Source organism: Bacillus sp. SJ-10 (genome assembly GCF_002843505.1).
Lineage (GTDB): Bacteria > Bacillota > Bacilli > Bacillales > Bacillaceae > Bacillus > Bacillus velezensis.
The window spans coordinates 2,546,599-2,572,037 of record NZ_CP025258.1 but is presented as its reverse complement, the minus strand read 5'-3'; the positions used below and the strand labels follow the sequence as shown (position 1 = coordinate 2,572,037).

The following is a 25,439-nucleotide window of genomic DNA, read 5'->3' as shown; positions in this document are numbered from 1 at the left end:
TTCTTGTCCCCCTGCTTAAACTCAATTCTTTTTCTCGTATACAAGGTACTCATAATCGTAAGGGTTTTTTTCATCTTTTACTCCCTGTTTGCGGGATGTCAATTCCCATTCAGCTTCATTAAATTCCGGAAAAAAACGGTCTCCTTCAAAGACATGGTGAATTTTTGTCATGTAGAGCCTGTCCGCATAAGGAAAGAGCGCACTGTACAGCTGGGCGCCGCCGATCACAAAGCATTCTTCATCGGGCGGGATCAGCTTGAGCACTTCCTCAGCCGAGTCGGCGGTAATACAGCCCGGGAATAAAGATTCGTCCCGTGAGGTTACAACGATGTTACGCCGGTTCGGAAGCGGGCGTCCGATTGATTCAAACGTTTTCCGCCCCATTACAATGGTGTGACCCGTCGTCACTTTTTTGAAATATGCGAGATCATCGGGAAGGTGCCAAGGCAGATCGTTATCTTTTCCGATCAGCCGGTTTTCATCCATCGCAAAAATAAACGAAATCATACGCTGACAGCTCCTTTGATGTGCGGATGCGGGTCATAATCCTCAATGATAAAGTCTTCAAACGTAAAATCAAAAATAGAATCAACATTTCGCGCAAACCGCAGTTTCGGCAGCGGACGGACATCCCTTGTCAGCTGCAAATTCACCTGCTCCACATGGTTTTGGTAAATGTGGACGTCTCCGAATGTATGAACAAACTCACCCGGTTCAAGCCCCGTCACATGCGCGATCATCATTGTTAAAAGCGCATAAGACGCAATATTAAACGGCACACCGAGAAAGACATCCGCTGAGCGCTGATAAAGCTGACACGACAGTTTTCCGTCCGCGACATAAAACTGAAACAGGCAGTGGCAAGGCGGAAGCGCCATATGATCAATTTCGCCGACATTCCAAGCGCTGACGATTAAACGTCTGGAATTCGGGTTTGTCTTGATGTCGTGAATCAGCCGGGAGATTTGATCAATGGTCTCGCCGTCCGCTCCGCGCCATGAACGCCATTGAGAACCGTAAACCGGTCCGAGTTCTCCGTTTTCATCCGCCCATTCGTTCCAGATGCGGACTCCGTTTTCCTGAAGGTAGCGGACATTCGTATCTCCTTTTAAAAACCAAAGCAGCTCATGCGCGATGGATTTAAAATGGAGCTTTTTCGTCGTAAGCATCGGGAAACCTTCCTGAAGGTTAAACCGCATTTGGTAGCCGAACGTGCTGATCGTCCCCGTTCCCGTACGGTCTCCTTTTTTTTCTCCGTTTTCTAACACATGACGGCACAAATCTTTATATTGTTTCATTTTTTTCATCCTTTTAAAGTAGTCTTTTAGTAGTGTAACACAATAAAAAATCATTTCTGCAAAATTTCTCAGAAATGATTTTTTTATTTCTTCTCGCTATTACACGCTCATCCAGTCAGGCGGCGTATTGCGGTCCCAGTAAATGCTGCCGAGCTCATGATGTGATTGAAATCCGTCTTCAGCGGTATGGTAATGAAAATTAAACCAGTAGCCGTCTTGCGGAGGATGGTCCCGGCGGACGTGAAACCTTAAAAGGTCTTCACCCGTCAGCCTGTTATACACATGAAAAATTTTTTCGGTTTTTCCGGCCGACGGTTTACTGGAAATAACCACATCCTGATACGCTTCATCATCTTGAAACTTGGCTAAATGTCCTGTGATCACATCTTCGATTTTCGGCAGAATTTCACTTCTGTAATCATCTTCAATGATCGGAGAGATTTTGCTGCCGAATTTTAAAAATGATTGATTTTCAGCATCACCGAGAAGCTGCTGCTGATACGATTGAAACAGCAATTCAGGCTCCCGCCCTGCCTTCTCTTCTCCCGGCAGGGCATGTTCATCATAAAAAGCGGTGTAATCATTCTGCTCAAGACTGCTCGACTGTCCTGAAGGCTTGTCTGTCATCAAAGCAGCCGGAGGAGACACGAGTCCGAACGTTACAATGGTAAACAGAACCACAAGGGTCTTTTTCATCCACAATTTCATGACAGATTGTTCCCCTCTGTTTTATTGTCCTCTTTTCCTTTATTTTAGCATAGATGAAAGCGCGGCGTCATGTCCGGCAGCGTATTATCATGCAATATGGGAAATTGGTAACTGTGACCGAGCGGATAAACCGCTTACAATAAGAAGGAGAAAAAGGAGGGGATGAGATGATTAACGCTTTATTTGCGACTGTATCACTTCTCACGCTGCTTTATTTTGTCGTTATGGAAATCACTGATTAACGAAAAAGAAGCCCATGATATCATGAGCTTACATGTATGACACCGAAGTGGAAAAGCGCCGTCTTTCTTTTCAGCACCTTGAAGCCGTATCGTTCAAACCGCGGGCTTTTCCAATGGTCTTTAAGCACTACGCATTTTTTCGCCGCCCGGACGGCTTGCGTGATGCACTCTTCGTTAAAACCCTCTTCTGCCAGCGCGCGGAGCGGTGCAATGCCGTCTGACGTTTCAACAGGTTCGTGAAACATCGGGTCAAAATAAATGACATCTACCGATGAATCAGGAAGCTCCCGCAAATAATCGGCGCAGTCGGCATGTTTGACCTGAATGCGTTTCATGGCGGTTTGGAGCGGCTCCATTCCGGTTTCCCACGTTTGAAGTCCTGTTTCAACAAGCAATGAGACAAGCTTGTTTTTCTCCAGGCCGATGACTTGTCCGCTTTTTCCGACTGTCAGGCTTGCCAAAATCGCATCAGATGCCAGGCCGAGCGTACAATCTAAAAAGGAATCCCCCTCGCGTAATCCGGCTGCTTTTAACAACGGCTCGGCTTCCCCTCTCAAAAACCGCTTTGCACGGAACATCGCTGTATTCGGGTGAAAAAAGAACTTCTCCCCTTGCTTCGTGTAAAGTTCGAACCGTTCCTTTCCGATGACTAAAAGATCACCAGCCGCTCGTTCCAGCATTTTTTCAATGGGCTGTTTATTGCGGCTGCAGTAAGTGTCACCCAGCCTGACACTGAGTGACTGCGCTGTGTGTATCGTATATTCGCTTGGTCTGTAACTCGTTGTGATCATTTTTTTCTCCAAAAAGAAAATGCCCGGAAATCGGGCATTTCAGCAGTGCGCATCGAAGGCATCCGTCAGATTTTTCATAATTTCCTCCATGTCATGCCCTTCAATTTCGTGGCGGGGAATAAAATGAACGACCTCTTTCCCTTTTAACAGCGCCATTGATGGCGATGAAGGTTCCTGCCCCGTAAAATATTCACGCATTTTTGCAGTTGCGTCTTTATCTTGACCGGCAAATACGGTAACCGTATGATCAGGCGCTTTTTCATGCTGTAAAACAGCCTGAGTCGCAGCCGGACGGGCAAGACCGGCTGCACAGCCGCACACGGAGTTGACAACGACCAATGTCGTGCCCTCTGCCTGTTCCATAAAACTTTCTACTTCTTCAGCAGTCGTTAATTCCTGAAAACCCGCACCCGTCAGCTCACGGCGCATCGGCACGACCAGCTGGCGCATATATTCTTCATAAGCCATTGACATAAAAAAGCCCCCTCTAAAATCCTTATATGAAGTCAAGGATACTATAGAGGGGGCCGGAATTCAATTGTTCAGGCCTCTGTTTTATATTTTCATGATTCCGCCTGTATTGGCGCTTGTTACGAGTTTGGAATACCGGGCCAGATATCCTGTTTTTACTTTCGGCTCGAAGCCTTTCCATTCGGCCTTGCGTTTTTCCCATTCTTCTTCAGGCACTTGTACGTCCAAAATCCGTTTTTCTATGTCAACGATGACATGGTCGCCGTTTTCTACGAATGCGAGCGGGCCGCCTTCAGCCGCTTCAGGCGATACGTGCCCGATTGAAAGGCCCCGGGACGCTCCTGAAAAACGCCCGTCTGTAATAAGCGCCACTTTCGGGCCAAGCCCCATTCCGACAATCTGAGACGTCGGAGCAAGCATCTCCGGCATGCCCGGGCCGCCCTTTGGCCCTTCATAACGGATAATGACAACATCTCCTTCTTTTACTTTGCGGTTTATAATGCCTTCAAGCGCGGCATCCTGGGAATCAAAGACGACAGCGGGACCTTCATGTCTTGTAATCCCGTCCTGTACACCGCCTGTTTTGATAATGGCGCCGTCCGGAGCCAGATTCCCAAACAGGACGGCCAAACCGCCTTTTTCGGTAAACGGATTGTCAAGCGGATGAATCACGTCATAATCCTTTACTTCATGACCCGCAATTGTTTCTCCGAGTGTGCGGCCTGTTACAGTCAGCGCGTCAAGATGAAGCGCCCCTTCTTTTTTCGCCAATTCATTAAGGGCCGCCGAGACTCCGCCCGCTTCGTGCAGATCTTCAATGAAGACGTCCGAGGCCGGCGCCAATTTCGATAAGTGAGGCACTCGTTCAGCCACTTCGTTAATGCGTTCTAAAGAGTACTCAACCCCAGCTTCATTGGCAAGCGCAAGCGTATGAAGCACCGTGTTGGTTGAGCCGCCGAGAGCCATGTCTAACGCAAACGCGTTGTCAATCGCTTTTTCGGTGACGATATCGCGCGGCTTAATGTCTTTTTTGATGGTCTCCATCAATTGGGCCGCTGATTTTCTCACAAACTCTCTTCTCTCCGGTGAAGTTGCTAGAATTGTTCCGTTGCCCGGAAGCGCCAGACCGAGCGCTTCAGACAGACAGTTCATGGAGTTTGCCGTAAACATGCCCGAACAAGATCCGCACGTCGGGCAGCCGAACTGTTCCAGCTCCTGCAGGTCGCTTTCACCGATTTTCCCGGCTTGATATGCGCCGACGCCTTCAAATACTGAAGAAAGCGAAATTTTGCGGCCGTCGCTTGTACGGCCGGCTGCCATCGGCCCCCCGCTGACAAAAATGGTCGGAATATTAATCCGCATAGCCGCCATCAGCATTCCCGGCGTAATTTTGTCGCAGTTCGGAATGCAGACCATTCCGTCAAACCAGTGCGCCGAGACGACCGTTTCAACTGAATCGGCAATGATTTCGCGGCTCGGCAGCGAATATCTCATGCCGATATGCCCCATCGCGATTCCGTCATCTACTCCGATCGTGTTAAATTCAAAAGGCACACCGCCCGCTTCCCTGATTGCTTCTTTTACGATTTTTCCAAATTCCTGCAGGTGAACATGCCCGGGAACGATATCGATGTATGAATTACAGACCGCGATAAACGGCTTGCCGAAGTCTTCTTCTTTTACGCCGGCAGCGCGAAGAAGGCTGCGGTGCGGCGCTCTGTCAATTCCCTGTGTGATCATGTTGCTGCGTAATTCTGCCATGGTGATCCCCCTACTGTTTTTAGACTGTGCATTATTTTTAAAATTTTCAGTTTATTCTAGGGCGCGTTCTGCAAATTTTACAGTATCTTTGCCCTGTCTCGCTTTTCTATTCTTTCTGTATTTCGATAAAAACCCTCCAACAATTAATATTGTACTTACTATATAGAGTTTTGAATCATTTTTCAACAATATTCTAAATAATTTTTATAAAAAGTGAATTCAAATAAAAAAGGTGCATGGCGCACCTTTTTGTTATAACTGTTCTTTTTTTCTGCTTTCAGTCATCTGTTTCCAGACTGAACCTTTCGCCTCTTCTCCGTGCTCAATCCGTTCAATCGCCATTTTGACTTGCAGGCTGACTTCGAATTCCGGATCGTCTTCCGCCGCTTTTAATGCTTCCAGCGCGCTTTCATCGCCGACTTCATATAAAAACATGGCCGCGCGCCAGCGCACAAGCTTGCTTGAGTCACTGAGCGATTTCATCATGGCCGGGATGGCGCTCGCATCGCCGAGATCCGACAGACAGTCACCCGCCGTCCTTCTGACCGTCACCGTTTTGTCTTCAAGCGCTTTGTATAACAGCGAAAGCACAGACGGCTTTTCGATCATTCCCAAATAAACGACGGCTTGTCTTCTGATCGAAGTCTTCGGATCATGCAGCGCCTTTTCCAATACTGGTAAATCGTCTTCATCCGGATCCATTTGCTCAAGATGGGCATAGCGCTGTTTCCAGTCTTCATCATCGAGCATCTCCAATGTCACTTTATAAGCTTTCCGCTGCACTGCCGGTTTGGCCTCACCCTTTTGCTGTGCGGCTGCTTCTGTCAGACGTTTGAGCCGTTCATCACTGTAGGCGGCCTGAAGCTCTTCTGTGACATCGTGTCCGATTTCGGTAAAATCTCCGAAGCGCACGCCTTGTTCTTTCCAAGCCCGCTCAAATACGACATTTGAAGCTTCGGAACGCAGCTTTAAAATGGCTTCTTGGAAACGTTCCGGAAGGCCGAAGCGTTCTTCACGTTCGCCGTCCGTCAATTTGACCTGCATCGGGATTCCGCTGAACATTTGTACGAAAACCTTCACTTCACCGAACGATTCCTGTTCAGAACGGCTCTCAGACTGCTCCGTATGTTCCATTCCGAAAGCGGAACGGACCTGAGGCAGAATTTCCTTCCAGTCAAAACGGGCGTTTCTCTCCACAGCCAGGAAATCGGCAACGTGATAAACGCCCTTTACTCCTTCAATGTTTAAAATATCACGTACGACGGCCGGAGCATCATCTGCCTGATCGGGCTTGTAATTGTTGCTTTTCCCTGCCGGAAGCTCTTCAGTCAAAATCACTTTCATCGTGTTCGGACTCGGCGTCGGTTCTATTGATTTAATCTTCATATTGGTCCTCCTATGCGCAATCTGACACTTATTCTAACATAGTCGGCACAAGCGTTCTATTGCGCCGCTTAGCTTTTGCAAATGCCGGCCTCTTTTTGGATACGGGCGGCGAACTGTAAAAGAAATTGATGCCGCTCCTCTGCTAAACCGGCCCCCGTTTTTGTATTCATTAAGCCTTTAAGCTTGATTAATTTATCCTCTATATGGGCCAGCACACTTGTTTGAGTTCCGTACATCGGATGACCCTTCGCCCCGGCAAACATAAAAGCCCTGCCGATGCCCGCTGCGCCGATCGCATCAAGCATGTCTGCATCCTGAACAACTTTCCCCTCCAATGAAAGCGGCCGCTTTTTCAGCAGTTCCCTGTGTCTGAATGACATTCTCGTGATAATATCCGTAATCTCCTGAATGGGGCCATCCGCGATGTTGAAAGCAGCCAGCCGTTCTGTCACTTCGCCTGCCGTCAGCCTTTCGCTTTTTTCGAGCTTGGCGTCAATCAGATCATGAACCAGCGCGGCCGTCTCAGTGATAAATAAGTCGGCGCCTTCTTCTTTTGCCATATAAACAGAAAGTGTTGCGACCCGGGAAATATGAAGCCAGTCATGGCCCGTTCGTTCATTGATAAGCTTTTCTCTGACCCAATTCCTGACGCTTTCCAGCTGCTCTTTTTCGTTCACCGTATCACCTCTTATCGGGCCAAAAGCTTCTGCACCGTATCTTCAAGCTCTTTTGGGTTGACGTTCGGTGAAAAACGCCCGGTGACTTCACCGTTTCGGTCCACGATAAACTTAGTGAAATTCCATTTGACCGCTTTTGTGCCGAGCATCCCCTTCGCCTGTTCCGTCAGATATGTGAAGAGAGGATGAGCGTCTGCTCCATTGACATCAACTTTCGCAAACATCGGGAATGTGACTCCGTAGTTTTTCACGCAGAACTCTTGAATTTCCGCTTCGTTTCCAGGTTCTTGGTTCATGAATTGGTTGCAGGGAAATCCTAATATTTCAAGACCTTCCTCCCGATATGTATCATAGAGCTCCTGAAGCTGCTTGAGCTGGGATGTGAACCCGCATTTGCTTGCTGTATTCACAATGATCATCACCTTGCCTCTGTAAGCCGATAGCGTCATGTCTTCTCCTGTTATGGTCCGTACGTTTATATCGTAAATTGTCATCTGCGGCCCTCCTTTTTACATTCTCCATTTATTTTACCTGTTTTACACTGCAAAACAAACGGTAACCGCTTTTTCCTTCCACTTAACGGAAAACGGTTTTTTCGAGGAACCAAACGGCTCTTTACCCGTCATAATAAAGAGCCGCTCTGAATTTATGCCCATTTGCCGCTTTTATCCCTGTCATTATGCGTTAAATACGGTTTATTACGCCGGGATGGATTGAAAAATGGCTTAAAAATTTCTATAATGAAGAAAATTAACGGGGAATAACGGAGGTGGCATGTTGCCTATTAATATACCAAATCACCTGCCCGCTAAGCAGGTGCTTGAAAGTGAACACATCTTTGTAATGGATGAAAGCCGGGCTTTTCATCAGGATATCCGGCCGCAGAAGATCGTGATTTTAAATCTGATGCCGAAAAAAATCCAAACGGAAACCCAGCTCCTCAGGATGCTTGGGAATTCACCTTTACAAGTTCACTTTACGTTCTTAATTCCGAGCACACATACTCCAAAAAATACGGCAAGGCAGCATCTGGATGAATTTTATACGGATTTTTCCAACATCCGCCACAAACGGTTTGACGGAATGATTATTACCGGGGCTCCGATTGAGCACCTGCCGTTTGAAGATGTTTCTTACTGGGAAGAATTGAAGGAAATCATGGAATGGAGCAAAACGAACGTCACTTCAACACTCCATATCTGCTGGGGCGCTCAAGCCGGTTTATACTATCATTACGGCATTGAGAAAGTGGAGCTGCCGAAAAAAATCTTCGGTGTGTTTGAGCATACCGTTCTTAAAAAACATGAGAGATTGGTAAGAGGATTTGACGAGCTATACTATGTGCCCCACTCACGGCATACAGATATTAATACGGAGCAGCTGCAATCGGCTTCGGATCTGGATGTGCTCAGCGTTTCAGAGGAAGCGGGGGTCTGTTTAATCGTTTCAAAAGACGAAAAACAGATTTTCTTAACGGGTCATCCGGAATATGATACAGATACGCTACTTCAGGAGTATGAGAGAGACATAGAGAGAAATCTTTCAAACGTAGAAGCTCCTAAGCACTATTTTGCGCCCGGCGGGAAAGAACCTGTTAACCGCTGGAAAGCTCATGCAACGTTATTGTTTATGAATTGGCTGAATTATTACGTATATCAGGAAACCCCGTATGAATGGGATTAATTTTTGTTTTGAGTGATACGGTGACAAAAATATGATAAAATACTCTTGATTCAGTATGCGTATAACAAAACTTTAAAATAATGGAACATATCAATTAAATTTAGTTTAAATATGTTGCCGCGCTTATTATAAAATGATGCACTTGTGTTATGTTTATCTATAGACAATAACTCCTTACGATGCATGAAGCTTGCTTGTTGTTGATTACATTGAGGTGAATTTACTTGAATACCAATAAAAAAGTATTAATTTTGACTGCAAATTACGGAAACGGGCATGTTCAAGTGGCCAAAACGCTCTACGAACAATGTCTGCGTCTCGGCTTAGATGTGACGGTTTCCAATTTGTATCAAGAGTCAAATCCGATTGTTTCAGAGGTTACTCAATACCTTTATTTAAAAAGCTTCTCAATCGGAAAACAGTTTTATCGTTTGTTTTATTACGGAGTTGACAAAATCTATAATAAACGCAAATTCAATATTTATTTTAAAATGGGAAATAAACGTTTAGGCCAGCTCGTCGAAGAGCATAAGCCGGACATTATTATCAATACATTTCCGATGATTGTCGTACCGGAATACAGACGGAGAACCGGAAAAGTGATCCCGACGTTCAACGTTATGACCGATTTCTGCCTTCACAAAATCTGGGTTCATGAAAATGTTGATAAATATTATGTCGCCACAGATTACGTGAAGGAAAAACTGATTGAAATCGGCACTCACCCGAACAACGTAAAGATCACGGGCATTCCCATCAGGCCTCAATTCGAGGAATCGATGCCGAAAGAGCCGATTTATAAAAAATACAATCTCTCTCCCGACAAAAAAGTTCTTCTTATTATGGCGGGAGCGCATGGTGTGCTGAAAAACGTAAAAGAACTGTGCGAAAATCTCGTTCATGACGATCAGGTGCAGGTTGTGGTGGTATGCGGCAAAAACAGCTCGCTGAAAGAATCCCTCAGCAGCTTGGAAGGTGACAATGCCGACCGGCTGAAAGTGCTGGGCTATGTAGAAAGAATTGACGAGCTGTTCCGTATTACGGACTGCATGATCACGAAACCGGGCGGCATCACACTGACGGAAGCGACGGCGATCGGAGTACCCGTTATTTTGTACAAACCGGTTCCCGGACAGGAAAAAGAAAACGCCATTTTCTTTGAAGATCGCGGTGCGGCTGTCGTGGTCAACCGCCACGAAGAAATTTTAGAGTCTGTCACCTCCCTTCTTGCGGATGAGGAGAAGCTGAACCGGATGAAGGACAATATTAAAAGCCTTCACCTCCCCAACTCTTCTGAAGTCATTTTGCAGGACATTATAAAAGAATCTGAAATGATGGCCGGGAAGGCGGATATGGCATTATCGTAAAAGAAAAGCACACGAACGGTTCGTGTGCTTTTTGTTTTTTCCGGTTAAGCTTTGTTACTGGAAAAATAAAGATAAAAAATAGGGAGCTGCCGCTTGACGCCCGCTCCCATATGGTGTATAGTTGAACCATCATTTAACAACGTTTACATACGTACGGTTGGATGATGACAAAATTTTTTTTAGCACGAAGGTGCTACAGTACTAGGAGGAATTAAGCAATATGCAAAACGGTAAAGTAAAATGGTTCAACAACGAAAAAGGATTCGGCTTCATCGAAGTTGAAGGCGGAGACGACGTATTTGTTCACTTCACTGCTATCGAAGGAGAAGGATACAAATCATTAGAAGAAGGACAAGAAGTTTCTTTTGAAATTGTCGAAGGTAATCGTGGACCTCAAGCTTCTAATGTTGTAAAACTCTAAACTCAATACATGTTGATCAGATGACAAATAGAGGAGAGGCGTATGCCTCTCCTATTTGATTGCCGTCTGAATCTCGATGGCGACAAGATTCTGCTTGCAGCGCTGCTCGATTTCTTCAATTTGTTTCTCCATTGACGGCATTCCTTTTTTTGCCATTTCCGCTAAACTTCCCAAATCACCGTATATTTCTTTAAATGTCTGCTGAAGGATTGTTTTTAAATCTTTATCATTCACGGCTGGTTTTTCCCTTCTCTCCCAAGATACCCTGAATAATAGTAAATTAGCCCTAATTAATCAGGTTCAATAGTTATATCGGCTTATTTTCTATATTTTTTTCTATTTTCCGTACATATTTCAAAAAAAAATCTCCAAACTATTTGCGGAGGTGTTTTTTAATGGACTCTGAATTTTTTCCAAACGGACTGACGGATAAACGCCAGCTTGAATTAGCGGTGGAAACGGCCCAGAAAACAACGGGAGCGGCTACCCGGGGCCAAAATTCAACTTTGGTGGAATCTGCGCACCAGGCGATTCAGGATGCCAGAACGATGTCACAATCCAGTGAACTGCAGGCTCTCGACCAGGATTTTCTGCAAAAGCAGCGAATGCTTCTCGACGATTGCCAGCATCAGCTCGATGAATTCGAAAAATAAAACCGCAGAAGCTGCGGTTTTATTTTTTATTGATTTGTCAGCACCTTGCCGTAGGCTTTCAGCTTCTCCCCCACCGTGCATTGGTTGATGCAAAAAGAATGAGCGTGCGTTTTTCCAAACTCTTTGCGGAAATGCTTTTTTACGAAACAGTCTTTGCAATATTCATCCTGAAGCTCTGTCAATTCTTTATAAATGCTTTTTTTATCCAATATCAGTCATCTCCGTTACCTTCTAATGTTATGCGGCTTTCAATCTGCCGGTCCGAGAGAATTTTTCTGGCAAGGTCATCCGCTTCTTGATTTTCCTTTCTGTTTACGGCTTCATATGTCGGTGTCAGCTTTAAGGATTCGAGCAGCGCTTCAATTTTATCCAGCCATTCGTTTTGCGTTTCATCATAACACGGCCAGCTGCCGTCAAGCTGATGTAAAACGACGAGGGAATCCCCTCTTATCGTGATTGAATTTCTGCTTGCGCCAAGTTCCTGCACTTCCTTAAGCGCTTCGTACAAAGCGGCATATTCCGCCTCATTGTTCGTCTGAAGCGTTAAGCTTTTGTTTTTCCGTATGCGGTGCCGCTTGCCGCCGAGAGAATAATACACGACAATTCCGAGTCCGGCGCGTCCGCTTGTTTTGTCAAAGCCGCCGTCGAAATACACTGTAATGTCGTCAGGTTCGTGCGCAAGCTCTTCAGTAAGCTTTTCTAATTCTTTAAGCGTCCAGCTCGCGCCTTTTTCATCCTCAAAATAAATGTCTTTTATATAAGGAAAGCGGCTGACTTCTCTTGCAAGCATGCGCGCTTTCGGAACGGTCAGCCAATCTTCGGAAAAAAACGCGACGGGGCCTGTTCCTTTTGCTTCTATTTCGATATACGGCTTAAGATTCATTGAAATCACCTTACCATTCATTAGTTGACGGGCGTGTGCTATAATCAAACCATTCTCAAATTGAAAGGAAGTCAGCAGGTTTTGTTTAACGATGTGTTATGGATCTTATTTGCGGTCATTCATTTTATCATTGTTCTTCTGTTTTATAAAGGATTTGGCAAAACGGGCCTATTCGTATGGATCGGTTTCGCCACGGTGTGCGCCAACTTGCAGGTTGTCAAAACAGTCGAGCTGTTCGGGCTTACGGCGACACTGGGAAATATCATGTACGGCACCGTTTTCTTCGCAACGGATGTGCTGAATGAAAAATACGGTCCCAGGGAAGCGCGCAAAGCCGTCTGGCTCGGGTTTTCCACTCTGCTCGCTTTGACATGCGCCATGCAGGGGGCTCTTTTATATAAACCGGCTGCGTCAGATATCGCACAGCCGGCCCTTGAGACGATTTTCGGTTTTCTGCCGCGTGTTGCGCTCGGAAGCCTCTTGGCTTTTATTTTCAGCCAAACGATAGATGTTTATGTATATTCAGCCATTCGGAGAATCTTTCCTTCAGACAGGCTTCTCTGGCTCAGAAACAGCGGAAGCACGGCGCTCAGCCAGCTGCTGGATACATTTATCTTCACTGCCGTGGCCTTTATCGGCGTTTATTCCGCGGGAGTATGGTTCAGCATCTTCATTTCAACTTACCTGATTAAATTTGCGGTGTCACTCATTTCTGTCCCTTATGCGTATGCGGCAAAACGAATGACGCCGAATGGAGAGTGACGGATGATGCCCGCTGAAATTTATGTAGACGGTGCAAGCGCCGGAAACCCGGGCCCGTCCGGTATCGGTATTTTTATTAAACATGACGGGAAAACAGAATCTTTCTCAATTCCGATCGGCGACCATTCAAATCAGGAAGCTGAATTTCTCGCTTTAATTGAAGGAATGAAGCTGTGTGCCGCCCGCGGATTTGAGTCCGTGTCATTCCGGACGGATTCGGATATCGTGGAGCGGGCCGCAGATCTTGAAGCGGTTAAAAACAAGGCTTTCCAGCCGTTTGTGGACGAAATCATCCGCTTAAAGGCCGGATTTCCATTGTTTTTCATTAAGTGGATTCCCGGCAGACAAAACCAAACAGCCGATCAGCTCGCAAAAAAAGCGATTCGGCTGAATAAATAACCGGAATGAAATTGCGTCTCACTGTTCATCCTACAAATGAGGTGAACAGCTATGAGAAAAGAAAATAAAGGCCGGCTGACCGGGGGCGTGAATCCTCAGGGAAATATGGAAGGAAACGCGCATAAAGACCCGAAATCAGCCCTTGAAAACAACGCAAAAAAAAGCAATACAAAACGCTAGAGGGATCAGCTGATCTCTCTGGCGTTCAGCTTTTCGAGCATTCTTTCAATTCCTTTTATCTGATGGCGTCTGAGCATTAATGCCGCTTCTTCCATCTTCAATGAAAAAAGTGCTTCTTCAAGCGTACAGACTAACGGCACCTCGCAATGTATTTCAGCAAGCTGCCTTGACAGCTCCAATTCTTTCAAGCTTTGCTGAATTTTCGTTTGCTGGCCCTTCGGCAAGAGAGCGAGGCTTTCTAATAACCGGTCTATGTTTTGATATTCACGGATCAGCTTGTACGCCGTTTTTTCCCCGATCCCTTTAACGCCGGGATAGTTATCGCTCGTGTCTCCCATCAGCGCCTTAATGTCAATCAGCGCTTTTGGCGGAACTCCCGTTTCTTCTCTGAATATCTCATCTGTATATACCTTATAATTGCCGATACCCTTTTGCAGCAGCGCTACTTGAACTTGATGATTCAGCAATTGAAGCAGATCTTTATCACCCGTTACAATCGTAATTTCCGCTTCCCCGGAAAATAGGGCAGAAAGCGTACCGATACAGTCATCCGCTTCATAGCCTTTTATGCCGATGTTTAAAAAACCGAGCTCTCGCGCTGCTTCTTTCGCTAGGTCAAATTGCGGAATCAGCTCTAGCGGCGGTTCGCTTCTGTTGGCCTTATAATCTTGAAACAAATCATTGCGGTACGTTTTGCTTCCCATATCCCAGCAGCAGACGACATGTGTGGGCTGAAACGTATCAACCGCCGTAATAAGATGCTTTAAAAAACCGTTGACGCCGTTTGTGGGAATTCCGTTTTCATTTATCATAAAATTGCGATGAACGGCCGTCGCGAAAAACGAGCGGAACAAAAGCGCCATGCCGTCAACGAGCAGTAATTTATTATTCATATATCGAAACTCCTTTTTATTCAATGTTCCTATTTTACCAAAGAAGGCGGTAAAAAAACAGCATCCCCCCATTTGGAAGATGCTGCCGTCACGTTACTCACCGTGTCTTTTATTGCTTGCTATCAGCTTTTCAGCTTCACGGCCGGCATAAGAATCAAATTTCTGTCCGAAGCCGTTTTTCTTTTTGGCATTGTTATTCTGCTGAGCATTTCTGTTTCCCAGTTTTGTTCTGCCCATGGTCATATCCCCCTTTAGAGAAGATACGAATAGTATGTACAGCAAGCGCTGATGACACACGCGGCAGGTTCATCCATTACTGTCTGCTGACGAATTCTTTCACCATCTCTTCACTTACGAATCGTCTTTGCGGCACGATGCCCTTTTTCGCCAGCTGGTTCATTTTTGCGGTGATGCCATTGATGGCATCTGTCGTGAACGGTTTATTCTGTCTGCATTTTACAATGGCTTCTTCAATGGCCTGTTCACGCTCATAATCAAGCTGTACAAATGTTTTGACGTGCTGATGCTGTTTTGCGGAATGTGCTGAAATTGCTTTATGGACTTCTGACATAAAAGGTTTCATCTCGCTTTTTTCATTTTAGTCTACCACGACTGATATCTGCCCGCCAACCGGATTTTTAAATTTTCAGCATTTCATCTTTCTTTTTCCATGCTTTTTCGGCTTCGTAAAGGTGTTCAATTTCCCTTGCACTCGTATTTTCCGCAAGACCTTGTAAATAAGTGTCCCGCTGCTCGCGGATCTGGGACAGGCTTTTATCCGCCATTTCTTCTTGCAGACGGCGCACCTGCTCAGCATATCGCTCTGAAAGGCTTTCTTTCTCCTGCTCAAGCCACTTTTCTGTCACTTTTTGCAGGCTGAGCCTGAGCCCTTCTACAAACGCTGCTTTTCCGTTCTGTTCAAAAAACTGCTTCGGTGATTTAACTTCCTTTACGTGATGTGAGAATGCCGAGACGTCAATGACCGGAGCGACCTCTTTCAGCTGAACGGCAAATTCGTTTTCACCGCTGACATAAATGGAGAAATCTCCGTCTTCCATAAGCTTCTTCTGACAGTTTTCCATCCATTCCTCAGTCATATGGCGCTCAATAAAACCGGTCATCCGGATATCGAGCGTTTTCAGCTCTTGAATATATTCAAAACGGAATTCCTTGAGCGCTTCATTCAGCGCCGCTGATATATTTTGTTTCCAATCACCGTTTTGAAGACCCGGATGGAAGGCGGTTTTCAGCATATCATTCGCATAAAACGTCAGGCGATGTTTAATGTGATAGAGCTGTTCTTCCGTATCTTTCATCACTTTTCGAATGATGACCTCAGACGTACGGCGCTTTGAAATGTCACCGAGAGCTTTTTCATAGGAAGACTCCAGACGCTGTTTCTTTTTCTCTTTTTCTTCTGCCGACTGGTGAAGAGATTCGTGAAGCTGTTCCACCATACCGCACAATTTGTCCGCCTCTGTTTTCAGCTGGGCGCAGCTGGCCCTCATTACATCTTCCTCAATAAAGTGCTCAAGCCCGGTTCTTACATCAGAGAACCTGTTATAAAAAGCTTCTTTTTTACCCGCAAGCTCTTCTTTACTTGAGACATGATATAATTTCGGCCGGTTAATTCCCTCTTTTGAGAGTTCTGAGCGGACATAGTCTTTGACGGTTTCCAGCTCGCTTTCGGTTTTGGCCAGATCGGCGGCGTTAATGACAAAAAACATTTTATCCATGCCGAATGCTTCTTTGACGAGGCCGAGTTTCTTCAGAAAAGACCTGTCTCCTTTTGAAAAAGAATGCTGATAGTACGTCATATAAAAGAACGCGTCAGCATCTTTTATATATTGAAAGGCAAGTTCCGTATGGCGCTTATTGATACTGCTTGCTCCCGGCGTATCAACAATGGTGATGCCTTTTTGCGTGAGAGGCGAATCATAATAGACGGTGACTTCTTTTACGCAGCAGGCCGTTTTTTCTTCGGCTGCGTACGGTTTTACATCTTCAACCGGCACCGTCAGTGTCAGCCTTTGACGGATCTGTTCTTCATACGTATCAAACGCCTGCAGCATCGTCTGAATCACAGGAATAAGTTCACCCGGAACTTTTCCCTTTTTAATGGCATAATTCCATCTCTCTTTCAGTGAACGCCCCTTTACGTCAGCGTCTTTCAGCTCAGTCAGCTGAAGCATTTCAGCGTCCAGCTCCTCCTCCGTTTTAAAAACGATCTCCGCAGATTTATGCGGTTTGCCGTCTTGCGGTTTCGTTATTTTGTTGATCGTAGCCGTTGTGGGCGTCGGAGATGACGGAAGCACGTATTCACCGACAAGCGCATTTGCAAATGATGATTTACCGGAACTGAATCCGCCGAATAACGCCAAGGTAAACTGGCGGTTTTCAAGCCGCTCAATCCTGCTTCGAAAGGCTTCTGCCTGTTTTCCTAATATGCTTGAGGATTCAAGAATCCCGGCAAGCTCATAGAACCGATCAGTCTGCTCTTTTATAGGAAGTTCCTTCATCGCATTTTTTTCGGGCTTGCTTACTTCATGCCGTACAGCCTCTTTTGGTTTCTCTTTTTGGACGGGCGCTTTTGCAAGGCGTTTTTTTCGCGTATACCAGTCGCCGTTTCCCGTATCACAGGTCAATTCTTCTTCCCACAAAGCGCGGACTCGGGCTGCTTTTTCCAAGGCATTGCGTTCTTCTTTTGCCGATTGCGCGAGCTCATCCCTTATTTTCTTTTCTTTTTCGAGCCGGTTTTTCAAGTTCTCAATGAGCGGTCCGTTTTTTGTCTGAACATAAGCGGTCAGCTCCTCAATGAGTTCCGCTGTCTGTCTTTTGGCTTCCCTTCTGATCATTTCAGCGAGGTCTTTCGTATAAGTTAATACGTATTCAGATGAAAAGGCCGCTCCCTGCTTAAGGGCCTGAGCGGTGATATCATCAGAAAGCGGTGTACGGTACGCCTGGATTTTCCTGATCAGTTCGTCCGAATCCGCTTCATACCGCTTGGCCGCTTTCGTAAATGTGTCGATAATATGCCAATCCGCTTCCCCTTCCGTTCTTTTTTTAATATCGGCAAAAAATTCAGCACGCCTTCTTTCTTTTTCCGAAGCCGTTTTCGCTTTTGAAAAGAATAACCCAGTTTTAAATGAGGGCTGCTGTGATTCAATATAAGCAGATGCAAGCTCCCTCATCTCAAAGGGTGTCAGATTAGCGTTTTGCAATATGTTCTGCACGTCTTTTCTGATGTCTTTCTCTGCTGTTTCAGCCTGTTGAACGGCTTTTTTAAGCTCATCTTCAACAGAACGGACAAGTGCTTCTTGTTTGTCAAACTGCTCTCCGCTGCCGTTTTTATCTTCTTTTACGAGCATCTCTGTATGCTCTGTGACTAAGTGTGCGACTTTTCTCTCCGTTAAGGACCATAAATTTGTTTTTGCCTGCTGTTTCAGCTTCTGCAGATGTTTTTTCAGCTGTTCCATGCCGTTTAAAGGATGGTCAGGCTCAGTGACAGACGTAAAGAAAAGCGATTCTTTCGGTATTCCCGCGTCTTCAAGCATATCTTCCACCTGCCTGCGGTACGCTTCAAACTTCGTTTCAGTTTCATCATGCCTGTCAATTTGGTTGACGATCAGAAACAAATTCGGAATACGGTCTTTGATGGAACTGAGAAACATCATATTTTCTTCTGAATGAACGTGATTATAATGAACGACGTAAAATAAAGCGTCAGCCTGATGGAGAACCGAAGACGCAGATAAAAAATGCGCTTCGTCCGTCGAATCAATTCCCGGTGTGTCGATGTAGGCCGCATAAGGCTCTGACTCCTTAAAGCCGGCATAGACTTCCACCGTCTCAATTTGCTCACCATCTTTACAGAATTGCTGCACTTGTTCTTTATCGTAACTTCCTTTGATCTCTGCATAAGCACCGTCCGTCGTATGAAGCACGACTTTATCTTCACCGTGCCGGATGACAACGAGGTTGGCGCTTGTAGGAATCGGGCTTGTCGGCAGTATGTCTTCACCGAGCAATGTGTTTAATAAAGAGGACTTTCCGGCCGAATAATGCCCGGTAAACGCGATATAAACCTCTTCATCAGCCGCTTTTTTCATAATGGCCGCGAGCTGATCGGCCCGTTTTTCATCCTGATGATCCAAAAATTGTGCGTATAAGGCACCCGTTCTGCTGAAAATCTCCCTGTTATGGCGTTCTTCTTCTGTCATGTGTCTTTACCCCTTTGTGTCTGTCGCATCAAATGACGTTTTCATTTTTAGAAAGCTCTGAAAAAAACCTCTCCCCCATTTTACACAAGAATGGCACACTTTTCTTCAGGAAACGCAAAAAAGCCGCCGATATCGGCAGCTGATAAAGAAAAAACACCCGCGGCAGGAAAAACCGCAGATGTTTAAGAAGACATCGATTTATTCGAAACTTTTTTCAATACGAAACCAATTAAAACACTGTATGTACAAACGGCTGCAAATAAAAATAACATTGTCATTTTCGGCACCACCTTGAATGAGAATCATTTTCATATTTATATCTTATCATGAGTGAGAATGATTTTCAATCTCTATTTTGCGGTGTTTTCTTCTAGCGCTTTCTCTTCGGCGCGAATCCTCACAGTGAGCATGCAGGCATTGAGAATCGAAAAGAGAAACAGTGTCCAATACGCTCCGTATAACAGCGGCAGAAAAATAAATTCTAAGATGACGACCGCGTAGTTCGGGTGTTTCATCCACCTGTACGGCCCCTTTCTGACAAGCTCCGCATCCGGCACGACAAGGATTTTAGTATTCCAATACCGTCCTAATGATAATAGCGCCCAATACCTGATCCCCTGTACAAATAAAATGATACATATAATGGCGGCCCACCTTGGAGAAAGCGTTTTTTGAAACGCCGCCACCTCAGCTGTAAGAGAGACAAAAAAGAGCACATGCATCAGGACGAGAAAGGGATAATGTCCTTCTCCGTATTCGACTGCGCCTTGCTTTTTCACCTTTTGCTCATTGCGCCGGGCCACGATCATCTCCGCAATCCGCTGGGCCGCAAGCAGCATGATAAACAGCAAAAACATTAAGAAGCCCCCTTTTCCCAGCTGAACAGCAAAAGCTCAGACGAAAATCCCGGCCCGAGAGCGCCGATCAGCCCTTTTTCGTTTTCTTTCTGCCGTCCGTGGAGCAACTGTTCTTTTATCACATGAAAAATAGTTGCGGAAGACATGTTCCCGTGTTTTTGCAGCACCTTCCGAGATGCCGCAAGCTGACCGGTGTCCATTGAAAGACTCGTTAAATAGGCGTCAATGACCTTTTTCCCGCCTGGATGGGCAAGAAAGGTTTTAATGTCGTGAGGACTGACACCATATTCAAATAAAAATTCATCAACATTGTCCTTCAGCCACTGTGAAACCAGGGTGGGAATATCTCTTGAAAAAATGACTTGAAAACCGCTGTCGGTGAATTCCCAGCCCATCACATCTTCCGCATCCGGCATCATCACCGATTGAGTGGCGAATATCCGCGGAAGAAGCGGCTGTTTGACGTCGTTTCGGTTCGCCTTTTCTCCTCCGATTAGTACTGCGGCAATTCCGTCCGCAAACAGGGAAGTTCCGATTAAGTTGCTTTTTGACTTGTCGTTCGGCTGAAACGTTAAGCTGCAGAGTTCAGCCGCGATGACAAGCGCGTATGCTTCAGGATACGCGCGGCAGTATTCGTACGCCCTGGACAGGCCGGCCGCTCCGCCCGCGCATCCTAAACCCCAGATCGGTATCCGTTTTGTTTTCGCAGAAAACGGAAGCTGATTCATCACTTTCGCTTCAATGCTGGGTGTCGAAAGCCCGGTGCTGGAAATAAAAAAGATCGCATCCACTTTTTCATACGGAAAGGGATTTGTTAAACAATCCGGGTTTGTTAAACAATCAAGTGCCGCATCCGCACTGTGCTTGACGGTTTCTTCCGTATACAGCCGGTTTTTTTCTGAAAAACCCCGTGCCGTTTTATACCATTCAATCGGCCGGACAAACTGCCTTGATTCAATTTCGCCGTTTTGAAAGGCTTTTAACAGCCGGTCAATATCCTTAAATGAATCGGCAAACATCCCTCTCGCAAAATCCGCCGCCGTTTCTTGCGAGACATGATACTTCGGAATGCTCGTTCCGACAGATAACACATATGCCATGCCCATCACCTCTTTACATAAAGGTTTCCGCTTTTTTCCTGAATGTATGCATAAGTTTGAATCGAGAATTTCACTGACATGCCATTTTAATAGGAAATTGGCCCTTTTGAATAAGAAACCGTTCGACTATACTTGATCCATTCATAAAAAAAAGGTTGTGATAGGAATGCTGAAGCCTGTCATTCTTAAAGGGTCACTCGTTCAGTTAGAGCCGCTGGCGATTGATCACACTCAGGCACTTTGTGACGCTGCTTCAGAAAATAGGACGACTTACGCTTACACCCATGTTCCTGACGGAATCGAAGAAACAAAGCGTTATATTGAGCGCGCGCTTTCCGATTATGAAAAAAGACTTGCATTGCCTTTTGCAGTACGGAGTCTTGAAACAGACCGAATCGTCGGGAGCACGAGGTTTATGGATGCGGAAGTGTTTACGCGGCCGACAGATGCATCTCCGGAAGTGTGTGAGATCGGCAGCACTTGGTATGCCTCTGCCGTGCAGCGGACCGGTGTCAATACGGAATGTAAACTTCTGATGCTGACCCATGCGTTTGACGTGTGGCAAGCTGTCAGGGTGACGCTGAAAACCGACGTTCGCAACCAGCGCTCACGGACTGCGATTTTGCGGATCGGAGCCCAATTTGAAGGGATCCGCCGCGCACACATTCCGGCTGTCGACGGCGGCCTCAGAGATACCGCCTACTACTCCATCCTTCGGGAGGAATGGCCTTATATCCGGCAAAACCTTTCTGGCCGGCTCAAAGCATATAACTGAAAAACCTGCCGATATACGGCAGGTTTTTTTACATATTCGGATCATAGACGTATAAATTGAGATCGATCCGTCCGTCTGACGTGACCGCTACCCCCTCAGCTTCAAGAGACAGCTTCTGTACGGAAAACATCTCTTCATCTCTCAATCCGATTTCGCCCTTTGCATTGATGACCCTGTGCCAAGGAAGATGATGCTTTTTACTCATGGAGTGAAGAATCCGCACAACCTGCCTCGCTCCCCGCGGACTTCCCGCAAGACCGGCAATTTGACCATACGTCATCACTTTTCCTTCAGGTATCTGTTTGATAATGGCTACCGCCCGTGCCGTAAATGTCATGCAACTCCTCATTTCGCAAGAGCAGATGATTTTTGAGAAAATCAGCTACTTCCTGATCTTATTTTTATAGATGATAATTGCTTCATCATCATACTTATTTCAACTCTGCGTTTAAATAGATTATCTGTTTGTTCACAAAAAATTAACAAAGATAAGCATGTACTTATTTAACATAATATGTAATAATACAATTGTATTAAAAAAAGAAAAGGAGTGTTTACAATGAAAATGAAAAAAACTTTAGCCGGCTCAGCCCTATCACTCGCTTTACTCTGTTCTGCCGCCCCTGCTTTTGCCGCAGGTCCTGCTGATACACCTTCTGCAGAAAGTAAAACGAAGGAAGTATCTGCTTTGGCGACGTTCATACTTAATGGTTCTGGCCCTGATTATCCTACTTCAATTTACCGGAATGGAATCACCTATTATTTAGACAACATCACCTTCCATGGTGCTGATGGCACTTGGACAGCCGTCTACAAAAGCTGATTTTTCATGACGGGCGGAAAGTTTGTCTTAAGTAATAACTAAAAAAAATCCGTATGTTACCGTGCAGATGAGAGAATAAATGATTGCTAACATGTTACTTTTTTCAACCAGACATTATTTTTCTCAATTCTATATTAAAGAAGTGTCAAAATTAAAACTATTGACATGTTCTGTATTAAAGAAACAAAGGGTTAAGAACTTGTGCAGCAGATCAGTTTGTTCCATGTTTGTTTTCCAGAAAAGAAGTTCCAAATATCTATTTTGACGGTGTCAATAATTGTTTTATCATGGAACGGAATCTGGTATGGGAATGATGAGCGCTGTTACGAATATGAAGGGGCTCTGTCCCCTTTTTTTAGTTTCACTGACCTTAATAATTGATCGATATATATGCCACTTTAGAAACTAATGGACAATTAGGCTACGAATTAAAAGATGACTGTAAGCCTTTAACCATCAAAGATCTTAAAAATGTGATCGATCCAAAATGTCTTAACAAAGAGCCTCGGCCTCAAAAAGATGATCAAGCCAATATATTCGAGGAAATCAAAAAACATCAGACTCAGCACAAGCCAAAAAATCTTGAATAATTCGCTGATTAGTAAAGCCTTTTGTTATTCAAAACCGAAGCCGAATCAGCCCGTTAACCGCCGAGCATTTTTACCGAAACCGGTTTACAAGAAACAAAAAAAGCATCTGAAGCAGATGCCTTTTTTCAATCGATATTGCGACGATGAAAAGAGTCGGCAACCCCCGTATTTTCCGACGAGGCCCTTGTATGCGCCTGAATATGCTTTTCAGCCGCCTATCCCTACCGCCGGGCTTAGCCATAATGTTAATCAGTTTCTTTTTTTAAAATCATTGATTAATTGATCAGTCGTTAATATTGTGGCGAATTCATCATGCAATGTTGCCAGAGATATATTGTGAATAGTCTCTGCATCATAATATGTATCATTTTGGTCTCTCATTCCAAAGGCTGCTGTTGCATCTGAAATCAGGTATGTATCAAATCCTAAATTACCGCTCATCCTTGTGGTTGTTGAAACACAGTGCGGTGTAGTCAAGCCAGTGATTACGACAGTTGTTATATCATTTGCTTTTAAAAGCTCTTCTAGATTAGTACCAATAAAGCTGCTGTTTACTTTCTTGGTTATAATGACTTCTTTATCCATAGGTTTAACGATTTCCTTTATAGCAACCCCCTCATTTTTTGGATAAAATAAAGAACCAGGTTTATCAGAAATATGTTGTATGTATATGACTGTCCATCCTTTTTCTCTCCATAATTTCAGTATTTTGCTGATATTTTCTTCCGCCTTTACGTTATTTCGTTCTCCCCACTTTTTATCATCAAAGGCTTTTTGTACATCCACAATGATTAAAGCTTTTTTCTTTTCTGCCATCAGATAACCTCCTATATTGAAAATTCGTATTTATAACATTTTAAATAAAGATTTTACTTTTGTACAATTGTTTCAGTGTTAAATTTCATATCGCACCTTCCCCGTTGGAAAAGCATTGAAATATCTAAAGCAAGCACTCACTCAAAAGCTGCAGATCACCAGAGGCCGGCAATATTCAACTCTTTTTCTCTATATACTTATCAATATCCTGAAATAAAGCCTCAACAGTGAATGATAGGATTGCCCCTAACTAAATTCACACTCACAAAATATTAACAAAAAAATCCTTGGTCATTTTTGTATTTTATGTAATAATACAATTGTATTAAAAAAGGAGTGTTTAAAATGAAATTGAAAAAGGTTTTAACTGGTTCTGCCTTGTCTCTCGCTTTACTCGTTTCCGCTGCCCCTGCTTTTGCATCCAGCCCTGGCAATACAAATAGCGACTCAACTCAAACAAAAATTTCGACACAAGCGACCAAAGATTCTTTTACAATGGATTACCTTCATAGATGGGATATCCCAAATACAACTGTTAAGAATGGTGTTACTTATTACCTTAAGAAAGTAGAGATAATCGAAGGGTTCTATCGCGCAACTTTTGAAGGATGGATTAATTAAAAGAAGGGGCTTTCCCTTCTTTTCACTCTCTTTTGTAAGGATCTGTGCACAAAATACTCGTTCACGTACATATAGTGCGGGACGGTTTTTCGGCGAAATAAGGCGGATGCCTCATCACTCAATTTAGTTTCTTTTTCAAAAAATGAAAGAGAATGCCTCGCAAAAAGTTCAGCAACTTTCGGAAGCATCCTCGATCTGGATAAAATAAGATGTTATTTTAAAGAAAAACGGATAACTAACCCTCTTGAACCCTTGTCACATCAAGGGTTTTTTTCGTTTTAGGAATCATATTATAAATAAGTTGTTCACTTACCGCACACTTTCATAACGTGTTATTTCCCTTTAAATTCACGCTTTTGAGCACTTCTTAAGCAGAAACAAATTCACGCCTTTTCATCCTTGAATGTGATTTTTGTTATTTTTGTGTTATTTTTTTCGAAATATAAATCATTAATCATCATACGGCCGATACTTCTTCCGACCAGCTTCCAGTTCTTTTTTCTTCTCCACCAAATCAGTTCGAAGAAATAAACTGATGCCGCTCAGTTTTTTAATCGGATTCAGCTTACCACTGCTTATAAGTTGGCTTACTCGCTGGCGGTTCACTCCCAGAAACTCTGCTGCTTCTTTGGTGGTGAGGACTTCACGTCGAATGAAGTCCTCGACCTCCTGACGGTTGTTTAAATGATATTCCATGTTATCTTCTCCTTATAATGTCTTTGAGGATAGCATACACTGTTAATGCCACTACAATAGCCATTACAGACGTCGTAAATGAGTTTGTCCAAAACGAACGCACACCAATTGCTGCAACACTCAAAAGGATTAACGAAAAGATGAATTTTTGATTTTTCTTCATTTTTTATGCTAGACTGATTATAATAATATTGAGAAGCGAGCCGCTAACTCGCTTCCCTAACTATTTAATCCTTCTTATTTTTCTTCTCGTTATCGTTTGATTGTTGGGCAATCCATCCGATAGATACAACGTAGAAGATAATTTGAAGGATTTTTATCATGTTGTCTAGCATATCCTCACCTCCTTATATATTTATTATATAC

Annotated in this window: 32 protein-coding genes and 1 pseudogene; 11 read left to right on the top strand and 22 right to left on the bottom strand. The window is 44.5% G+C overall.

Going from position 1 to position 25,439, the window contains the following annotated elements; all coding sequences use genetic code 11:
* Nucleotides 1–21 precede the first annotated feature (21 nt).
* The 9 genes from CXL14_RS13135 to CXL14_RS13095 all read right to left on the bottom strand — a co-directional run bounded on the left by CXL14_RS13135 (nt 22) and on the right by CXL14_RS13095 (nt 7,828).
* Entirely contained in the window at nt 22–507 is a 486-nt protein-coding gene (locus CXL14_RS13135; RefSeq protein ID WP_014418158.1) for a dihydrofolate reductase, read from the bottom strand.
* Entirely contained in the window at nt 504–1,298 is a 795-nt protein-coding gene (locus CXL14_RS13130) for a thymidylate synthase (RefSeq protein ID WP_003153622.1), read from the bottom strand. Before CXL14_RS13130 ends, CXL14_RS13135 begins: the two co-directional genes overlap by 4 nt.
* A gap of 99 nt (nt 1,299–1,397) precedes the next feature.
* Nucleotides 1,398–2,006, bottom strand: coding sequence for a YpjP family protein (locus tag CXL14_RS13125; protein WP_014418159.1), 609 nt, complete (start codon nt 2,004–2,006; stop codon nt 1,398–1,400).
* A 262-nt stretch (nt 2,007–2,268) separates the two neighbouring features.
* Nucleotides 2,269–3,039, bottom strand: coding sequence for a class I SAM-dependent methyltransferase (locus CXL14_RS13120; protein WP_014418160.1), 771 nt, complete (start codon nt 3,037–3,039; stop codon nt 2,269–2,271).
* A gap of 39 nt (nt 3,040–3,078) precedes the next feature.
* Nucleotides 3,079–3,513, bottom strand: coding sequence for a BrxA/BrxB family bacilliredoxin (locus tag CXL14_RS13115; protein ID WP_003153619.1), 435 nt, complete (start codon nt 3,511–3,513; stop codon nt 3,079–3,081).
* Nucleotides 3,514–3,594: 81 nt separating this feature from the next.
* Nucleotides 3,595–5,271 (bottom strand): dihydroxy-acid dehydratase, encoded by a 1,677-nt coding sequence (gene ilvD, locus CXL14_RS13110; protein WP_007409524.1) that lies wholly within the window; start codon nt 5,269–5,271, stop codon nt 3,595–3,597.
* A gap of 252 nt (nt 5,272–5,523) precedes the next feature.
* Complete coding sequence (locus CXL14_RS13105) at nt 5,524–6,657, bottom strand: conserved virulence factor C family protein (protein WP_014418161.1); 1,134 nt, start codon at nt 6,655–6,657, stop codon at nt 5,524–5,526.
* A gap of 68 nt (nt 6,658–6,725) precedes the next feature.
* Entirely contained in the window at nt 6,726–7,334 is a 609-nt protein-coding gene (locus CXL14_RS13100) for an HD domain-containing protein (RefSeq protein ID WP_014418162.1), read from the bottom strand.
* Nucleotides 7,335–7,345: 11 nt separating this feature from the next.
* Nucleotides 7,346–7,828 carry a glutathione peroxidase gene (locus CXL14_RS13095; protein WP_014418163.1) on the bottom strand — a complete coding sequence of 161 codons (483 nt, stop codon included), beginning with the start codon at nt 7,826–7,828 and terminating at the stop codon, nt 7,346–7,348.
* Between the two features lie 283 nt (nt 7,829–8,111).
* Here CXL14_RS13095 and metA point away from each other — a divergent pair, with 283 nt between their 5' ends.
* The 4 genes and pseudogenes from metA (at nt 8,112) to cspD (ending at nt 10,805) form a co-directional block, all read left to right on the top strand.
* Complete coding sequence (gene metA / locus CXL14_RS13090) at nt 8,112–9,017, top strand: homoserine O-acetyltransferase MetA (protein WP_014418164.1); 906 nt, start codon at nt 8,112–8,114, stop codon at nt 9,015–9,017.
* 224 nt (nt 9,018–9,241) lie between these two features.
* The gene (locus CXL14_RS13085) at nt 9,242–10,384 is read left to right on the top strand and encodes a diglucosyl diacylglycerol synthase (protein ID WP_007409520.1); all 1,143 of its coding nucleotides are present in this window, start codon (nt 9,242–9,244) and stop codon (nt 10,382–10,384) included.
* Between the two features lie 93 nt (nt 10,385–10,477).
* Nucleotides 10,478–10,589 (top strand): annotated as a pseudogene (locus CXL14_RS20095) (hypothetical protein); the annotation flags it as partial.
* A gap of 15 nt (nt 10,590–10,604) precedes the next feature.
* On the top strand, nt 10,605–10,805 hold the full coding sequence (gene cspD, locus CXL14_RS13080; RefSeq protein WP_003153604.1) for a cold-shock protein CspD: 201 nt from the start codon (nt 10,605–10,607) through the stop codon (nt 10,803–10,805).
* A gap of 51 nt (nt 10,806–10,856) precedes the next feature.
* Here cspD and CXL14_RS13075 read toward each other — a convergent pair whose 3' ends face one another.
* Nucleotides 10,857–11,039 (bottom strand): hypothetical protein, encoded by a 183-nt coding sequence (locus tag CXL14_RS13075; protein WP_012117812.1) that lies wholly within the window; start codon nt 11,037–11,039, stop codon nt 10,857–10,859.
* Between the two features lie 161 nt (nt 11,040–11,200).
* Between CXL14_RS13075 and CXL14_RS13070 the strand changes: the two genes are divergently transcribed.
* Nucleotides 11,201–11,458: a DUF2564 family protein gene (locus tag CXL14_RS13070; protein ID WP_014418165.1), complete on the top strand. Its 258-nt coding sequence runs from the start codon at nt 11,201–11,203 to the stop codon at nt 11,456–11,458.
* A 26-nt stretch (nt 11,459–11,484) separates the two neighbouring features.
* Here the strand turns inward: CXL14_RS13070 and CXL14_RS13065 are convergent, their stop codons facing one another.
* Together CXL14_RS13065 and CXL14_RS13060 are read right to left on the bottom strand one after the other, a co-directional pair.
* Nucleotides 11,485–11,667 carry a zinc-finger domain-containing protein gene (locus CXL14_RS13065; RefSeq protein ID WP_003153581.1) on the bottom strand — a complete coding sequence of 61 codons (183 nt, stop codon included), beginning with the start codon at nt 11,665–11,667 and terminating at the stop codon, nt 11,485–11,487.
* A 2-nt stretch (nt 11,668–11,669) separates the two neighbouring features.
* Entirely contained in the window at nt 11,670–12,341 is a 672-nt protein-coding gene (locus tag CXL14_RS13060; RefSeq protein WP_014418166.1) for a ribonuclease H family protein, read from the bottom strand.
* Nucleotides 12,342–12,422: 81 nt separating this feature from the next.
* Here CXL14_RS13060 and CXL14_RS13055 point away from each other — a divergent pair, with 81 nt between their 5' ends.
* The 3 genes from CXL14_RS13055 to sspL are packed head-to-tail and all read left to right on the top strand — an operon-like array spanning nt 12,423 to nt 13,682.
* Entirely contained in the window at nt 12,423–13,103 is a 681-nt protein-coding gene (locus tag CXL14_RS13055; RefSeq protein WP_012117815.1) for a queuosine precursor transporter, read from the top strand.
* A gap of 6 nt (nt 13,104–13,109) precedes the next feature.
* Nucleotides 13,110–13,502, top strand: coding sequence for a reverse transcriptase-like protein (locus CXL14_RS13050; protein WP_025649782.1), 393 nt, complete (start codon nt 13,110–13,112; stop codon nt 13,500–13,502).
* A 51-nt stretch (nt 13,503–13,553) separates the two neighbouring features.
* Nucleotides 13,554–13,682: a small, acid-soluble spore protein L gene (gene sspL / locus CXL14_RS13045; protein ID WP_003153575.1), complete on the top strand. Its 129-nt coding sequence runs from the start codon at nt 13,554–13,556 to the stop codon at nt 13,680–13,682.
* A gap of 5 nt (nt 13,683–13,687) precedes the next feature.
* Here sspL and CXL14_RS13040 read toward each other — a convergent pair whose 3' ends face one another.
* The 7 genes from CXL14_RS13040 to CXL14_RS13010 all read right to left on the bottom strand — a co-directional run bounded on the left by CXL14_RS13040 (nt 13,688) and on the right by CXL14_RS13010 (nt 20,752).
* Complete coding sequence (locus CXL14_RS13040; protein WP_014418167.1) at nt 13,688–14,575, bottom strand: 5'-3' exonuclease; 888 nt, start codon at nt 14,573–14,575, stop codon at nt 13,688–13,690.
* 93 nt (nt 14,576–14,668) lie between these two features.
* Nucleotides 14,669–14,812, bottom strand: a complete 144-nt coding sequence (locus CXL14_RS13035; RefSeq protein ID WP_014418168.1) for a hypothetical protein — start codon at nt 14,810–14,812, stop codon at nt 14,669–14,671.
* A 76-nt stretch (nt 14,813–14,888) separates the two neighbouring features.
* Nucleotides 14,889–15,146 carry a YpbS family protein gene (locus tag CXL14_RS13030; protein ID WP_012117818.1) on the bottom strand — a complete coding sequence of 86 codons (258 nt, stop codon included), beginning with the start codon at nt 15,144–15,146 and terminating at the stop codon, nt 14,889–14,891.
* A 67-nt stretch (nt 15,147–15,213) separates the two neighbouring features.
* Nucleotides 15,214–18,795, bottom strand: coding sequence for a dynamin GTPase (locus CXL14_RS13025; RefSeq protein ID WP_014418170.1), 3,582 nt, complete (start codon nt 18,793–18,795; stop codon nt 15,214–15,216).
* A gap of 182 nt (nt 18,796–18,977) precedes the next feature.
* Nucleotides 18,978–19,073 carry a Fur-regulated basic protein FbpC gene (fbpC, locus tag CXL14_RS13020; RefSeq protein ID WP_025284905.1) on the bottom strand — a complete coding sequence of 32 codons (96 nt, stop codon included), beginning with the start codon at nt 19,071–19,073 and terminating at the stop codon, nt 18,978–18,980.
* 72 nt (nt 19,074–19,145) lie between these two features.
* Nucleotides 19,146–19,652, bottom strand: coding sequence for an isoprenylcysteine carboxyl methyltransferase family protein (locus CXL14_RS13015; protein WP_014418171.1), 507 nt, complete (start codon nt 19,650–19,652; stop codon nt 19,146–19,148).
* A complete protein-coding gene (locus CXL14_RS13010) occupies nt 19,652–20,752 on the bottom strand; it encodes a type III polyketide synthase (protein ID WP_014418172.1) in 1,101 nt (366 codons plus the stop codon). The genes CXL14_RS13015 and CXL14_RS13010 overlap by 1 nt, the downstream gene beginning before the upstream one ends.
* Before the next feature lie 166 nt (nt 20,753–20,918).
* Between CXL14_RS13010 and CXL14_RS13005 the strand changes: the two genes are divergently transcribed.
* Nucleotides 20,919–21,527, top strand: a complete 609-nt coding sequence (locus CXL14_RS13005; RefSeq protein ID WP_014418173.1) for a GNAT family N-acetyltransferase — start codon at nt 20,919–20,921, stop codon at nt 21,525–21,527.
* Nucleotides 21,528–21,555: 28 nt separating this feature from the next.
* Here the strand turns inward: CXL14_RS13005 and CXL14_RS13000 are convergent, their stop codons facing one another.
* Entirely contained in the window at nt 21,556–21,864 is a 309-nt protein-coding gene (locus CXL14_RS13000; RefSeq protein WP_014418174.1) for an MGMT family protein, read from the bottom strand.
* 222 nt (nt 21,865–22,086) lie between these two features.
* On the opposite strand from CXL14_RS13000, the gene CXL14_RS12995 reads away from it, so the two are divergent.
* Entirely contained in the window at nt 22,087–22,350 is a 264-nt protein-coding gene (locus CXL14_RS12995; RefSeq protein ID WP_017418009.1) for a hypothetical protein, read from the top strand.
* Nucleotides 22,351–23,189: 839 nt separating this feature from the next.
* On the opposite strand, the gene CXL14_RS12985 is transcribed toward CXL14_RS12995, so the two are convergent.
* Nucleotides 23,190–23,756, bottom strand: coding sequence for a cysteine hydrolase family protein (locus tag CXL14_RS12985; protein ID WP_014418176.1), 567 nt, complete (start codon nt 23,754–23,756; stop codon nt 23,190–23,192).
* A gap of 345 nt (nt 23,757–24,101) precedes the next feature.
* Between CXL14_RS12985 and CXL14_RS12980 the strand changes: the two genes are divergently transcribed.
* Entirely contained in the window at nt 24,102–24,377 is a 276-nt protein-coding gene (locus CXL14_RS12980; protein ID WP_007409505.1) for a hypothetical protein, read from the top strand.
* A 450-nt stretch (nt 24,378–24,827) separates the two neighbouring features.
* Here the strand turns inward: CXL14_RS12980 and CXL14_RS12975 are convergent, their stop codons facing one another.
* Entirely contained in the window at nt 24,828–25,073 is a 246-nt protein-coding gene (locus CXL14_RS12975; RefSeq protein WP_014418177.1) for a helix-turn-helix domain-containing protein, read from the bottom strand.
* Nucleotides 25,074–25,439 lie beyond the last annotated feature (366 nt).